Annotated in this window: 11 protein-coding genes; 7 read left to right on the plus strand and 4 right to left on the minus strand. The window is 66.3% G+C overall.

Going from position 1 to position 13,278, the window contains the following annotated elements; translation table 11 throughout:
* Positions 1 to 7: 7 nt before the first annotated feature.
* Both AC56LU_RS09110 and AC56LU_RS09115 read left to right on the plus strand, forming a co-directional pair.
* Positions 8 to 1,084, plus strand: coding sequence for a ligase-associated DNA damage response exonuclease (locus AC56LU_RS09110; RefSeq protein ID WP_497175271.1), 1,077 nt, complete (start codon positions 8 to 10; stop codon positions 1,082 to 1,084).
* Positions 1,077 to 2,714 carry an ATP-dependent DNA ligase gene (locus AC56LU_RS09115; protein ID WP_497175272.1) on the plus strand — a complete coding sequence of 546 codons (1,638 nt, stop codon included), beginning with the start codon at positions 1,077 to 1,079 and terminating at the stop codon, positions 2,712 to 2,714. Before AC56LU_RS09110 ends, AC56LU_RS09115 begins: the two co-directional genes overlap by 8 nt.
* Here the strand turns inward: AC56LU_RS09115 and AC56LU_RS09120 are convergent.
* The gene (locus tag AC56LU_RS09120) at positions 2,701 to 2,937 is read right to left on the minus strand and encodes a hypothetical protein (protein WP_497175273.1); all 237 of its coding nucleotides are present in this window, start codon (positions 2,935 to 2,937) and stop codon (positions 2,701 to 2,703) included. The genes AC56LU_RS09115 and AC56LU_RS09120 overlap by 14 nt on opposite strands.
* A 276-nt stretch (positions 2,938 to 3,213) precedes the next feature.
* Here AC56LU_RS09120 and AC56LU_RS09125 point away from each other — a divergent pair, with 276 nt between their 5' ends.
* The 3 genes from AC56LU_RS09125 (at position 3,214) to AC56LU_RS09135 (ending at position 7,523) form a co-directional block, all read left to right on the plus strand.
* Positions 3,214 to 5,685, plus strand: a complete 2,472-nt coding sequence (locus tag AC56LU_RS09125; protein ID WP_497175274.1) for a ligase-associated DNA damage response DEXH box helicase — start codon at positions 3,214 to 3,216, stop codon at positions 5,683 to 5,685.
* Positions 5,682 to 6,347 carry a ligase-associated DNA damage response endonuclease PdeM gene (gene pdeM / locus AC56LU_RS09130; RefSeq protein ID WP_497175275.1) on the plus strand — a complete coding sequence of 222 codons (666 nt, stop codon included), beginning with the start codon at positions 5,682 to 5,684 and terminating at the stop codon, positions 6,345 to 6,347. The genes AC56LU_RS09125 and pdeM overlap by 4 nt, the downstream gene beginning before the upstream one ends.
* Before the next feature lie 87 nt (positions 6,348 to 6,434).
* Entirely contained in the window at positions 6,435 to 7,523 is a 1,089-nt protein-coding gene (locus tag AC56LU_RS09135) for an outer membrane lipoprotein (protein WP_497175276.1), read from the plus strand.
* 150 nt (positions 7,524 to 7,673) lie between these two features.
* Here the strand turns inward: AC56LU_RS09135 and AC56LU_RS09140 are convergent, their stop codons facing one another.
* The 3 genes from AC56LU_RS09140 to AC56LU_RS09150 form a co-directional block, all read right to left on the minus strand.
* Positions 7,674 to 8,468 (minus strand): Crp/Fnr family transcriptional regulator, encoded by a 795-nt coding sequence (locus AC56LU_RS09140; RefSeq protein WP_231057377.1) that lies wholly within the window; start codon positions 8,466 to 8,468, stop codon positions 7,674 to 7,676.
* Positions 8,469 to 8,893: 425 nt separating this feature from the next.
* Positions 8,894 to 9,538 carry a response regulator gene (locus AC56LU_RS09145; protein ID WP_497175277.1) on the minus strand — a complete coding sequence of 215 codons (645 nt, stop codon included), beginning with the start codon at positions 9,536 to 9,538 and terminating at the stop codon, positions 8,894 to 8,896.
* 79 nt (positions 9,539 to 9,617) lie between these two features.
* The gene (locus AC56LU_RS09150; RefSeq protein ID WP_497175278.1) at positions 9,618 to 10,085 is read right to left on the minus strand and encodes a universal stress protein; all 468 of its coding nucleotides are present in this window, start codon (positions 10,083 to 10,085) and stop codon (positions 9,618 to 9,620) included.
* 368 nt (positions 10,086 to 10,453) lie between these two features.
* On the opposite strand from AC56LU_RS09150, the gene AC56LU_RS09155 reads away from it, so the two are divergent.
* Together AC56LU_RS09155 and AC56LU_RS09160 are read left to right on the plus strand one after the other, a co-directional pair.
* Complete coding sequence (locus AC56LU_RS09155) at positions 10,454 to 11,311, plus strand: protein phosphatase CheZ (protein WP_497175279.1); 858 nt, start codon at positions 10,454 to 10,456, stop codon at positions 11,309 to 11,311.
* On the plus strand, positions 11,311 to 13,191 hold the full coding sequence (locus tag AC56LU_RS09160; protein ID WP_497175280.1) for a chemotaxis protein CheA: 1,881 nt from the start codon (positions 11,311 to 11,313) through the stop codon (positions 13,189 to 13,191). Before AC56LU_RS09155 ends, AC56LU_RS09160 begins: the two co-directional genes overlap by 1 nt.
* Positions 13,192 to 13,278 lie beyond the last annotated feature (87 nt).

The raw sequence follows: 13,278 nt of genomic DNA on the forward strand, positions 1-13,278 counted from the left end.
GGACTGCATGGGAGACATGGTCGTCGTCCGCAAGGAAGGCCTGTATTGTGTGCCGGGTGGGTTCTACATCGACCCGTGGCGCCCGGTGGACCGGGCCATCATCACGCACGCCCACGGCGACCATGCGCGCTACGGTCACGGCCATTACCTGTCGGCGGCGCCGGGCGTCAACGTGCTCAAGTCCCGGCTGGGCGAGATCAATGTCCAGGGGCTGGAATACGGCGAAAGCATCACGCATAACGGCGTGGCGATCTCGCTGCATCCGGCCGGCCACGTGCTCGGCTCGGCGCAGATCCGCATGGAGTGCGGCGGCGAGGTCTGGGTCGCATCCGGCGACTACAAGGTCGAGCCCGATAAAACCTGCGCGCCCTTCGAGCCCGTGCGCTGCGATACCTTCATCACCGAATCGACCTTCGGCCTGCCGATCTACCGCTGGGAGCCGGAGCAGCAGACCATCGACGAGATCAATACGTGGTGGCGCCGCAATGCCGAGGCGGGGCGCTGCAGCGTGGTGTTCGCCTACGCCTTTGGCAAGGCCCAGCGCATCCTTTCGCGCCTGGATGCGTCCATCGGCCCGATCGTCTGCCACGGCGCGGTGGAACCGCTCAATCGCGTGTACCGCGCCGGTGGGGTGGCCTTGCCCGAAACGGTCATGGTCAGCGAGATCGACAAGGCGGCCCTGCGCCGCGCGATCGTGATCGCGCCCCAGTCGGCCAGCGGCTCGCCCTGGATGAAGCGCTTCGGCGACTACAGCGATTCCTTCGCCAGCGGCTGGATGCTGCTGCGCGGCGCACGCCGGCGTCGCGGCGTCGACCGCGGCTTTGTGCTGTCCGACCATGCCGACTGGCCCGGCCTGATGAGCGCCATCAAGGCCACCGAGGCGCAGCAGGTCATCGTGACCCACGGCTCGATTCCGACCATGGTGCGCTGGCTGTGCCAGAACGGGCTGGATGCCAAGGGCTTCGATACCGAATACGGCGACGAGGAAGAGGACGAGGCGCTGCCGCCGGCCGGCGCCGGGGTGGCGAAAGAAGCGGCTGCGGAGGCGCCGGCGGAGGCAACGGAGGAAGCGCGCGATGCGTGAATTCGCCCGCCTGTACGCCGAACTCGACGAAACCACGTCCACTACCCGCAAGCTCGACGCCCTGCAGTCGTATTTTTCCCAGGCCGCGCCCGAGAACGCGGCCTGGGCGGTCTACTTCCTGGCCGGCGGCAAGCCGCGCCAGGCGGTGCCGACCAAACTGCTGCGCCAGTACGCGATCGAATACGCAGGGCTGGACGAATGGCTGTTCGACGAGTCCTACCATGCGGTGGGCGACATGGCCGAGACCATCGCCCATATCCTGCCGGCGCCGACGCGGCAGAGCAGCGTCGGGCTGGCCGAGTGGATGGAGACCCGGATCGGCCCGCTGCGCGGCGCCGACCCCGGCACCATCCGCGACGCCCTGTTCGCGGCCTGGGATGAACTCGACTGGCGCGAACGCTTCCTGTTCGTCAAACTCATCGGCGGCGGTTTCCGCGTCGGCGTGTCGCGCCTGCTCGTCACGCGCGCGCTGGCGGCGATTGCCGCCGTCGACAGCAAGCTGATCGCCCAGCGCCTGATGGGCTGGACCGACAATTCGGTACGGCCCACCGCCACCAGCTTCCTGCAGCTGATCGCCGCCCAGTCGGACGACGAACACAAGCTGCGCGGCGGCCAGCCTTACCCCTTCTTCCTGGCGCACCAGCTCCAGGGCGAGCCTGCTGCCTTGGGCGAAGTCGACGACTGGCAGGTGGAGTGGAAGTACGACGGCATCCGCGCCCAGCTGGTGCGCCGCGGCGGCCAGAATTTCCTGTGGTCGCGCGGCGAAGACCTGATCACCGAGCGCTTCCCGGAGCTGGCGAATGTGCGCCTCCCGGAAGGCACGGTGCTGGACGGCGAAGTGCTGATCTGGCAGCCGGGCTGCGCCGCGCCCGCGCCCTTCGCCGACCTGCAGAAGCGCATCGGCCGCAAGACCTTGAGCAGCAAGCTGCTGGGGGAACTGCCGGCCGTGCTGTGCTGCTACGATCTGCTTGAATTCGGCGGCGTCGACCTGCGCGCGCTGCCCCAGCACGAACGGCGCGCGCTGATGGAGACGGAAGTGGAGGCGATCGACGTGCCGCAGCTGCGCCTGTCGCCGGTGGTGCAGGCCGACAGCTGGGACGCGCTGGCGCTGCTGCGCGCCGAATCGCGTCAACGCGGCGTCGAAGGCATGATGCTCAAGGCGCGCAGCGCCCAGTATGGCGTGGGCCGCACCAAGGACGTCGGCACCTGGTGGAAATGGAAGATCGACCCCTACACGGTGGACGCGGTGCTGATCTACGCCCAGGCCGGCAGCGGCCGGCGTGCCTCGCTCTACACCGATTACACGTTTGCCGTGTGGGACGGGGAGGGCGACGAGCGCAAGCTCGTGCCCTTCGCCAAAGCCTATTCGGGCCTGACCGATGCCGAGATCGCCCAGGTCGACAATGTCGTGCGCAAGACCACCGTCGAGAAGTTCGGACCGGTGCGCTCGGTGAAGCCCACCATGGTGTTCGAACTGGGCTTCGAGGGCATCGCCCTGTCGACCCGGCACAAGGCCGGGGTCGCGGTGCGCTTCCCGCGCATCCTGCGGCGGCGCCTCGACAAGCCGGTGGAAGAAGCCGATACCCTCGATACGCTCAAGGGGCTGCTGGCCGCCGCTACTCGTCCGTAGGGCCAGGAGGAAAGGGCGTGATCGCTTCCGACCTCAGTTGCTCGGCGCTGGGCACGCGCCGCAAGCAGGGGCGGTCCAGCACCCGGTCGATGACATCCGGCGGAACATGCTTGTATTCCATGTAGTGACGTGCCACCGAGCGGCCGCGCACAAACAGGATATTCACCCCGCGCGTGACCACGTTTGCCGTATCGATATCAGTCCGTTTCTGACGCTCGCTCATTCCATGACCTCGACCGTTCCGGAACCCGGACAGTCGTTCTGATGCAAACAACAACCATACACCCAAACCATCCACCACAAGCGCTATTTCGTGACGACGTACCTCTTGGAAATATTCTTTCTGAAGCTTGCCTTAGCGGGCGCGGCGGACCCGCCACCGGCTTGGCCTGCGCCAGCCGGAAATGCCCGGTGCTAGACTTCCGGACATGAGCCCGACACCCATCCGTTTCAGCAGCATGCGCGCCATTTCGTCCAGGCCGACGGCCGTCACGGCTGCATGAGCGGCCCCTCGCCGACCGTCGTCAAGGATTGGTTCTCGGCGCGCGGCTGGACGGTGTTTCCGTTCCAGCGCGCAGTCTGGAAGGCTGCGCTCGCCGGGCAATCCGGTCTGCTGCATGCCAATACCGGTGCGGGCAAGACCTTCGCCGTCTGGTTCGCCGCCCTGCAGCGCGGCGCGCTCGTCAAGGGCAAGAAGCCGGCAGGCTTGCGGGTGCTGTGGATCACGCCGATGCGCGCGCTCGCCGCCGACACCCAGCGCGCGCTGGAGGCGTCGGCGGCCGAGCTGGCGCCCGGCTGGACGATCGGCGCACGGACCGGCGACACCGGCTCGGCCGAGCGCGCGCGCCAGTCGCGCAGCTGGCCGACCGCCCTCGTCACCACCCCGGAAAGCCTGTCGCTGATGCTCAGCCACGCCGCCGCCGCCGAGCAGTTCAGGCACCTGGACATGATCGTCATCGACGAATGGCACGAACTGATGGGCAGCAAGCGCGGCGTGCAGGTGCAACTGGCGCTGGCCCGGCTGCGCCGGTGGCGTCCGGAGCTGCTGGTCTGGGGCGTGTCCGCCACCATGGGCAACCTCGACCTGGCGCGCCAGGTGCTGCTGGGCGCGGCGCCTCCCGACAATCCTGGCGTGCTGGTGGAGGGCGACCTGCGCAAGAAGATCGCGGTCGACTGCCTGATCCCCGAGAACGTGGCGCGCTTCCCCTGGGGCGGGCACATGGGCCTGCAGATGCTGGGACCGGTGATCCGCGAAATCGAGCAGCACGAGGCGACGCTGGTGTTCACCAACACCCGCGCGCAGTCCGAGATCTGGTACCAGAACATCATCGACGAGCGCCCCGACTGGGCCGGCCTGGTCGCGCTGCACCATGGCTCGCTCGACCGCGAGGTGCGCGAGTGGGTCGAGATGGGACTGAAAAAAGGCCAGCTGAAGGCGGTCATCTGCACCGCCAGCCTGGACCTGGGCGTGGATTTCCTGCCGGTCGAGCGCGTGCTGCAGGTGGGCAGCGCCAAGGGCATCGCGCGCCTGCTGCAGCGCGCCGGCCGCAGTGGCCATGCGCCGGGCCGGGTGTCGCGCGTGACCCTGGTACCGACCAACAGCCTGGAGCTGCTGGAAGCGGCCGGCGCCAGGAAGGCGGTGGCGGCGCGCCGCATCGAAGGCCGCTACGTGCCGAACAAGCCCTTCGACGTGCTGGTGCAGCACCTGGTCACGGTGGCGCTGGGCGGCGGCTTCCGCTCCGCGGAGTTGTACGAGGAGGTCAAGCGCGCCTGGTCCTATCGCAACCTGGACGAGGAAGAGTGGCAGTGGGCGATCGACTTCGTGGCGCGCGGCGGCCAGAGCCTGCTGGCCTACCCGGAATACCGGCGCGTGCTGCCGGACGAAGAGGGCGTCTACCGGGTGCCGGATACGGCCATCGGGCGGCGCCACCGGATGGGCATCGGCACCATCGTGTCCGATTCCACCATCTCGGTGAAGTACATGAGCGGCGGGCGCATCGGCAGCGTCGAGGAATCCTTCATTTCGCGCATGAAGCCGGGCGACCACTTCCTGTTCGGCGGGCGCATTCTCGAGTTCGTGCGCGTGCACGAGATGACGGCATTCGTGAAGCGCGCCACCAGCAACCGCGGCGCGATTGCGCGCTGGAGCGGCGCCAAGATGCCGATGTCCTCGGAACTCGCCCACGCGGCGCTGGAAGAGCTGCGCCTGGCTGCGCAAGGCATCTATGACGGCCCGGAGATGGAGGCGATCCGCCCGCTGATCGAGATCCAGTGCCGCTGGTCGGCGCTGCCGACCAGCGAGACCCTGGTCATCGAGAGCATGAAGAGCCGCGAAGGCTGGCACCTGTTCGTCTATCCCTTCGCTGGGCGTTCGGTGCACATGGGGCTGGCTTCGCTGTTCGCCTACCGGCTCGGGCGCATGCAGCCCGCGACCTTTTCGATCGCGATCAACGATTACGGTTTCGAGCTGCTCACACCCGAACCGGTCGCGTGGGACCGCATCTTCGAAGCCGGAACGGGCGCCGAGGTGGACCTGTTCACGACCGACTGCCTGCTGGAGGACGTGCTGGGCAGCCTGAACGCGACCCAGTTGTCGCAGCAGCGTTTCCGCGAAGTGGCGCGCATCGCCGGGCTGGTGTTCCAGGGCTATCCGGGCCAGCCCAAGTCGAACCGCCAGCTGCAGGCTTCGTCGTCGCTGTTCTTCGAGGTGTTCCGCAAACACGATGCCGGCAACCTGCTGCTCACCCAGGCGCAGCGCGAGGTGCTGGAGCAGGAGCTGGAGCTCACGCGCCTGCGCGAGACCTTGATCGAGTTGCACGGGCGGCGCGTCGCCTTCCGCGAAGTCAAGCGCGCCACGCCCTTCGGCTTCGCCCTGATGGTCGAGCGCTTCCGCGAAAAGGTCAGCACCGAGAAGCTGTCCGACCGCGTGGCGCGCATGGTGCGCGAACTCGAAAAGGCAGCCGCGGCATGAGCGGCAGTGTGGCGGTCCGGGTGGCCGGCGAGTCGCTGCTGCTGCTGCCCGAGAAGGCGCTGTACTGGCCGCTCGAGAAGATGCTGGTCGTCGCCGACATCCACTTCGGCAAGGCCGCCGCCTTTCGTGCGCTCGGGGTGCCGGTGCCGCGCGGGACGACCACCGAGAACCTGCTCGGACTCGACGCCCTGGTCGACGCGCACGGGGCCCGCCACATCGTCTTCCTCGGCGACTTTCTGCATGCGCGCGCGGCCCACGCCAGCGCCACCCAGATGGCGATGCTGGCCTGGCGCGAGCGCCACCGCGACCTGGCGCTCACGCTGGTGCGCGGCAACCACGACCGCCATGCCGGCGACCCGGCCGCGGCGCTCGGCATCGACATGGTGGACGAGCCGCACGCGCTCGGGCCGTTCGCGTTCTGCCACCACCCCGACCTGGCCATGGGAGAGGGAGAAGCAGGCTATGCCCTGGCGGGCCACATCCATCCCGTCTACGTGCTGGCCACCCGTTTCGACGCGCTGCGCCTGCCGTGCTTCGTGGTCGGACAGGACCGCATGATCCTGCCCTCGTTCGGTTCCTTCACCGGCGGCCACGCGATCCGGCCGGAGCCGGGCGACAGCATCTATGTCACCTCTGGCGAGGCCGTGCACTGCGTACGATAACGTACCGACCCCCTGTCGTGCTGCAGAGTAAATTCTTCTCAGCTAAAGAGGTGATTCAGTATCGCCAACGAAAAGGGGGGAGAAACCATGTATTTCAGCAAGCTGATGCAGGCGGCATTCACGGCCGCGATCATGCTGGGACCAGTCCTGACGGGCAGCATCACCGCCCAGGCCCAGCAATACCAGAACAACCGCGCCTACGGGCCGGTGATCAACGGATTCAATGTGGAAGAGGTACGCCGCCTGACGCCGGGCGTGGAGCTGCATTTCGACCTGTACGGCAGCCCGGGCGGCACCGGAACCCTGCGCATCGACGGCGCCACCCGTAACGTGAACCTGACCGAAGTCGAGCCCGGCCAGTACAGCGGCACCTACACCATCGGCACCCACGACCGCATCCGTCCGGAAAGCGGCGTGACTGCCAACCTGCGCCTGGGCAACCAGGTCGCGACTAGCCTGCTGAGCGAATCCCTGTTGCAGCCGAACGCGCCGCGCGGCCAGCGCCGCGGCGAACTGGCGGCGGCGCCGGCGATCCAGCGCTTCGAGGTGCAGGGCAGCCCCGACCTGAGCCCGGGCAACGAGCTGCGCTTCACCGTCTTCGGCACCCCGGGCGGCCGGGTGGAAGTGGCCCTCACGGGGGCGCGCGGCGTGTTCTTCCTGCCGGAAGTGCGGCCGGGCGAATACGACGCCGTCTACAGGATCCGCAACGCGGACCGGATTGCCCCGGACAGCCGCGTGACCGCCACCATTCGCGCCAATGGCCGCTACACCACCTCGGTGCTGGGCCGGCCGCTGCTGGCTGGCGCGCGCGTGAGCGAGCCGCGCCAGGCGCGTTACTGCACCAACTGCGCGACCGTCGAGGCGGTCAATGTGATCGAAGTGTCGGGTAATGGCAACTACCTGGGCACGGCGGGCGGCGCCGTCATCGGCGGCCTGCTCGGCAGCCAGGTCGGCAGCGGCAGCGGCCGCACCGCCGCGACGGTGGCCGGGGCCGTGGCCGGCGGCGTGGCCGGACGCAACGTCCAGCGCAATATGAACCGCGAGCAGCGCTATGAAGTGCTGGTGCGCTATACCAATAGCGGCGCGACCCAGACGCTGCAGTACGAGAACGATCCGGGTTTCCGCCAGGGCGATCGGGTGCGGGTGAACAAGGGCGTGTTGTCGCGCGACCAGTAAGGCACGCGTTATCTACACGTAGCGTGGGCGGCTTTGCCGCCCACGCGTTCAAACCCTCTCAGCTCAGAGGCAAATCCTTTTGCTACTCATGCACTGCTTGAACGCGTGGGCGGGAGACCCGCCCACCCTACATATATCCAGATAGTCGAATCAGGCAGTTGCCAAGACCTGATCGTCACCCGGCTGTTCGCTCTCGGCCTTCTGCTTGGCCGCACCCTTGGTACGCGAGCGCGAGGGCGGCAGGCGGCGCAGGGTCTTGAGCGCTTCGGCATCCTTGATGCCGATGGTGCGCTGGTCGACGGTGATCAGGCCGATTTCATTAAAGGCCGACAGGGTGCGGCTGACCGTTTCCAGCGTCAGGCCGAGGTAGCTGCCGATCTCGTGGCGGGTCATGCGCAGGTTGAACAGCTTGCTCGAGTAACCCATGGCGGCGAAGCGGTCGGCCAGCGAAACCAGGAAGCGGGCCACCCTGGCTTCGGCGGAGAGGGCGCCGAGCATGCCGATCATGGTCTGCTCGCGCACCAGTTCGCGGCTCATGACGCCGTACATCATGTTCTCGAGCTCTGCGTGGACGCGGCCGAGGGCGGTGAGCTTCTTGAAGGGCAGCAGGATCAGGTCGCAGTCGGACAGGGCCACGGCCTCGGAGGCGTAGTGGCGGGTGTGGATGCCGTCCACGCCCAGCATGTCGCCCTTCATTGGGAAGCTCAGCACCTGCTCGTTGCCGAACTCGTCAATGAGTACGGTCTTGAGGAAGCCGGAGTTGACGATGTACAGGGTGTCGAAGGCCTGGCCGATGGTGTGGACACGCTGGCCGGTCTTGAACTGGACATGCTGGAACAGTAATTCTTCGGAAGTCACCGAGACGCTGGCCGGGATGCGGAGCAGGTCGCAGACTTCCTTGAGATTGGACCAGAGACGTCCCTGACGCTGGCGGCCAGCTTCCATGGGGGTATGCAGGGTCGGCTGAGTGACGTTGCGTTGTTCTGACGTTGGCTGGGACTGCATGCTCATCTCCAGGTAAAAAACTCAGGGTTTCAGGCGGCGACCACATTGGCGGAGCTCGAAACCGGCGCCGTGGGACGCATCGCGCCGCAGGCTGGCTCACGCTGGGACTTGGATCGCAAGCAAGTCGAAACGCTGAATTCAGTATGCCAACACGAGTTCGGTACGGATATCAGCGATGGCTGAATATGTAGGTAGGAAGGATGACGCCTTTGTAGGAATATTCTGACCCTCAAGCATCGATTAGAGAGAGAGAGGGCAGGCCGGCGGTGGTGGGAAGAGGCAGGGCGGGGACAGCGAAAGCGTCCCCCAGGAGGGGGCAAACAGCGGCACAAAATCACTAATAGTGTGTCTAAAACGCCTTAGTCCTAGGCTTTCATCGGCGACAACAAGCGGTGCGCCACGGCGTACTGGACCATTTCGGACAGCGAGGCCATGCCCATCTTTTGCATGATGCGGGTCTTGTGGGTACTGACGGTCTTGACCGACAGGTGCAGGCTGTTGGCGATCTCGGTGATCGATTTCCCGCCGACGAGGTGCGAAAATACCTCGAATTCGCGGTCGGATAGCTGTTTATGCAACAGTTGTTCGTTCGGCGCCATGATGTTCAGCGCCAGCTGCTCGGCCACTTCGGTACTGATATAAGGACGGCCCGACGCGACCTTGCGGATTGCGCCGACCAGCTGGGTGCCCGCGCTCTCTTTGGTGAGGTAACCCTGGGCGCCGGCGCGGATCGCCCGCACCGCGTACTGTTCTTCCTCGTGCATGGTCAGGATCAGGATCGACAGCTTGGGCGCTTCGCTGCGTACCTGGCGGATCAGGTCGACGCCGCTGCGGCCCGGCATCGACAGGTCGAGCAGCAGCAGGTCGAAACCGCCCTGGCGCACATGGGCCAGCACTTCGAAGCCATTGGTGGCTTCGCCGGCGATCTCGATATCCGGCGCACCATCGAGAATACGCTTGAGTCCTTCGCGCATGATCGTATGGTCGTCGGCTATTACGATGCGAATCATAGAGACATCCTTCAGGGTGAAAGCGACGGTGACCAGGGCAGGCTAGCACAGGATCGCACGGTCATTTGTCGTGCTTTCGTCATGCGGGCGCCGGTTCGCTGATCAGGCGGTGCACCAGCACCGGCTTGGTCGTGTGCGACAGCACCTTGTTGGTGACGCTGCCCAGCAGCAGCTGGCCCCAGCCGCTGCGGCCGTGCGATCCCATGAAGATCAGGTCGCAGCCTTCGTGCTCGGCGACGTCGACGATCTTCAGGGCCGCGTTGTCGGCAAACGCGGTCGTGCAGGCGTGCTTCAGGCCGGCGCCGGCGCAGGAGTGCATGATTTTCCCCATGTACTCTTCGCCCAGGCGGCGCATCTGCGCCATGTATTCTTCTTCGCTCGGGTAGGACGGCGGAATGATTTCCACGTAGACCGGATACTGATAGTCGGGCGCGACGAACAGCGCCAGCACCTCGGCGCCCATCTGTTGCGCAAACTTGACGCCGGCGCAGGCCGTATGCTGCGACACGGCCGAGCCGTCGGTGGTGATCAGGATTTTGCGGTACATGATGACTCCTCCAATGGCCACGCCATTCTGCGGTGTAGCAGGCGCGGCGGCGATTGCAAGAACGCAAACTGTTGAGCTCGATCAATCTTTGCCCGTTTATTTCGGGAAAACAACAACGTCGTGCCGAGCAAGGCCGTCGCGTTACGAAAAACAACACCTCTCTTGTGTAAACAGTCAGGAACCACGTCATTTGATTGTCGCGGAATTAAGTTTAACTGTCCATTTCGTTGCGTGTCCGTCGCCGAGATTTACCTACGGCAACCACGCTGCTACACTCCCATGCAGATTTGGACCATCCCCGATGGCCGCATTAAATACACTGACGCAACGCGTATTGCGAACTTATACACCATGGAGAAGCAGGGATTATGACTGACGCCGCTGACGATTTCGACGCATTATTCGAGGAAGTGGCTGCACAGCGCGCCAGCGCCCCCGCTGCCGCCCCGGCACCGGCGGCCGCGCCCGCGCCGGCCGCTGCCGCGGACGAGGACGACCTCGAGTCCCTGTTCGACCAGGTCGCCGCGTCGAGCGCGCCGGCAGTGGCCGAATCGGCCGCCGTGGCCGCTCCGGTCGCGGCCTCGGCTCCGGCTGTTTCGGGTGGCGCCGAGGGCGAGCACGGCATGTTCGAACGCCTCGGCGGCATCGTGCGCCTGCTGCACGATTCGCTGCGCGAGCTCGGCTACGACAAGGCGCTGACCGAGGCTTCCTCGGCCATCGTCGACGCCCAGGACCGCCTGGAATACGTCGCCACGCTGACCGAACAGGCCGCCAACAAGGTGCTGAACACCCTGGACGACGGCATGCCGGCCCAGGACCTGCTGTCGAAGCAGGCCAAGGACATGGAAAACCGCTGGGCCGATCTGTTCTCGGGCAAGCTGAGCCTGGACGAGTTCAAGGCCCTCGCCGGCGACTCGCGCCAGTTCGCGGCAAGCGTGAACGAAGCGACCGAAGCCGAAAAGGCGCGCCTGCTCGAGATCATGATGGCGCAGGACTTCCAGGACATTACCGGCCAGCTGATCAAGAAGGTGGTCAAGATCACCCAGACGGTGGAGTCGGAACTGGCGCAGCTGCTGCGCGACCACGCGCCGGCCGACCTGAAGGAAAAGCTGGCGAAGAAGGAAGTTCCGCCGCCGCCTGCGCCGCTGATGTCGGGCCCGTCGGTGCCGGATTCGGCGCTGAACCAGGACAACGTTGACGATCTTCTGGCCGATCTGGGGTTCTAATGGACGATATGCTCAAGGACTTCGTCGTCGAGGCGATGGACCTTGCGGTAAATGTTGAAGAACATTTACTGCGCCTCGAACGCGATCCGGACAACAAGGAAACGCTCAATGCCGTGTTCCGCTCCTTCCACACGATCAAGGGCGGCGCCGGCTTCATGGGCCTGCCCGCGCTGGTCGCGGCCTGCCACCTGACCGAGAACCTGTTCGACGCCCTGCGCACCGGACAGGCGCCGGTGACCCCGCTGGCGATCGAAGCGGCGCTCGAAGCCTCGGGCTTCGTGGCCGACCAGCTCAATGACCTGAACAACGGTACCCCGCCGGAAGGCCTGGCGCAGATGCCGGCAGCCCTCGAGCGTATCCTGACGGACGCGATCGAAGGCAAGGGCGCTGCCGCTGCCGCGCCGGCGCCTGCCGCCGCCCCCGCACCCGTCGCAGCCGCCCCGGTTGTCTCCGCAGCCCCGGCTGCCGTGCCGGCTGCCGCGGATAACGATGGTCTGGACTGGGTCGGCATGTACAACGCCGTGGTGCCGGCCGGCGCTGCGATCGCGGCTGCTGTGCCTGTCTCTGCGCCTGCCGCTGCAAGCGCCGCACCCGCGGCCGCCGAATCCGTGCCGGCCGGGAAGCCATCTGGCTGGGACGGCGTCGACCGCCGCCAGCACGACAAGGTGGCCGATGCGCGCGCCGCCGCCGCTCCGGCCAAGGACGAGAGCATCCGTATCGATGCGGTCAAGCTGGACGCGCTGCTGGAAGTGGCGGGCGAATCGGTGCAGGCCGCCAACCAGGCTGCCGTGCTGCTCGAGCGCCTGCAGCAGTTCAAGTTCGAAGGTCCGGCCGCAGCCCTGATGGCAACGCTGACTGAGACCCTGGAGCGCGCCTCGCGCTACTCGGCCGAACTGCAGCGCGCCACGCTGGCGACCCGCATGCAGCCGGTGGGCCGCCTGTTCCAGAAATTCCCGCGCCTGGTGCGCGAACTGGCCAAGGACCTCGGCAAGGACGTCGAGCTGACCATCGAAGGCGCCGAGACCGAAGTCGACCGCGTCGTGGTGGACAGCCTGTACGACCCGCTGGTGCACATGCTGCGCAATGCGCTCGACCACGGTGTCGAGTCGCCGGAAGAGCGTGTCGCCGCCGGCAAGCCGGCCAAGGCGTTCATTTTGCTGAAAGCCTGGCAGGAAGCGAACAGCGTCATGATCGTGCTGCAGGACGACGGCAAGGGCATGGATCCGGTCCGGCTGCGTCGCAAGGCGATCGACAAGGGCCTGATCGGCGAGAACGGCGCGCCGAACGACGACGACGCCTACCAGCTGGTGTTCCTGCCGGGCTTCTCGACCAAGGAAGTGGCTTCCTCGGTCTCGGGCCGCGGCGTGGGCATGGACGTGGTCAAGACCGCGGTCGAGAAGAACCGCGGCGCGATCCGCATCGACTCCTCGTTAGGGCACGGCACCAAGTTCGCCATCCGGCTGCCGATCGAACTGTCGATCGTCCCGACCATGCTGGTGTCGACCTCCAGCGCCTCGCTGGCGCTGCCGATGGCCGTCGTCGAGCGCGTGGTCGAGCTGCCGGAAGAGTTCCAGTGCGTGGGCGGCGCCCCGGTGCTGAAAGACCAGGGCCGCCCGCTGCCGGTGCGCTCGCTGGCGCTGGCGCTGGGCTACGAAGCCTGCTCGGAACGCGTCGGCATCGTCATCAACGCGCCCCAGCCCTATATCCTGGCGGTGGAAGCGGTGGACGGCACGGCCGATCTGGTGATCAAGCCGATGACCGCGCTGTCGGTCGAGGGCATCACCGGTACCGCGCGTTCGGCCGAGGGTGAACTGGTGCTGGTGGTGGGGCTGTCCTTCCTGATGGATGGGTGCCGCAGCAACGTGCGTTTGGCCGCATAAGTAGTTACCGCAGTGCGCAAAGCGGGGATTGTTTCCGCTCTGTGACAAAAGCGCATACAAAAGCCTGAGCAAGCCTGCTCAGGCTTT

Source organism: Telluria sp. PB2R4 (genome assembly GCF_059685695.1).

What these genes read in the sequence shown, in the direction of transcription:
- AC56LU_RS09110 (WP_497175271.1), top strand. Translation starts at nt 8, where the DNA reads ATGGGAGACATGGTCGTCGTCCGCAAGGAAGGCCTGTATTGTGTGCCG.
- AC56LU_RS09135 (WP_497175276.1), top strand. Translation starts at nt 6,435, where the DNA reads ATGTATTTCAGCAAGCTGATGCAGGCGGCATTCACGGCCGCGATCATG.
- AC56LU_RS09150 (WP_497175278.1), bottom strand. Translation starts at nt 10,085, where the DNA reads ATGTACCGCAAAATCCTGATCACCACCGACGGCTCGGCCGTGTCGCAG.
- AC56LU_RS09115 (WP_497175272.1), top strand. Translation starts at nt 1,077, where the DNA reads ATGCGTGAATTCGCCCGCCTGTACGCCGAACTCGACGAAACCACGTCC.
- AC56LU_RS09140 (WP_231057377.1), bottom strand. Translation starts at nt 8,468, where the DNA reads ATGGAAGCTGGCCGCCAGCGTCAGGGACGTCTCTGGTCCAATCTCAAG.
- AC56LU_RS09160 (WP_497175280.1), top strand. Translation starts at nt 11,311, where the DNA reads ATGGACGATATGCTCAAGGACTTCGTCGTCGAGGCGATGGACCTTGCG.
- pdeM (WP_497175275.1), top strand. Translation starts at nt 5,682, where the DNA reads ATGAGCGGCAGTGTGGCGGTCCGGGTGGCCGGCGAGTCGCTGCTGCTG.
- AC56LU_RS09125 (WP_497175274.1), top strand. Translation starts at nt 3,214, where the DNA reads ATGAGCGGCCCCTCGCCGACCGTCGTCAAGGATTGGTTCTCGGCGCGC.
- AC56LU_RS09155 (WP_497175279.1), top strand. Translation starts at nt 10,454, where the DNA reads ATGACTGACGCCGCTGACGATTTCGACGCATTATTCGAGGAAGTGGCT.
- AC56LU_RS09120 (WP_497175273.1), bottom strand. Translation starts at nt 2,937, where the DNA reads ATGAGCGAGCGTCAGAAACGGACTGATATCGATACGGCAAACGTGGTC.
- AC56LU_RS09145 (WP_497175277.1), bottom strand. Translation starts at nt 9,538, where the DNA reads ATGATTCGCATCGTAATAGCCGACGACCATACGATCATGCGCGAAGGA.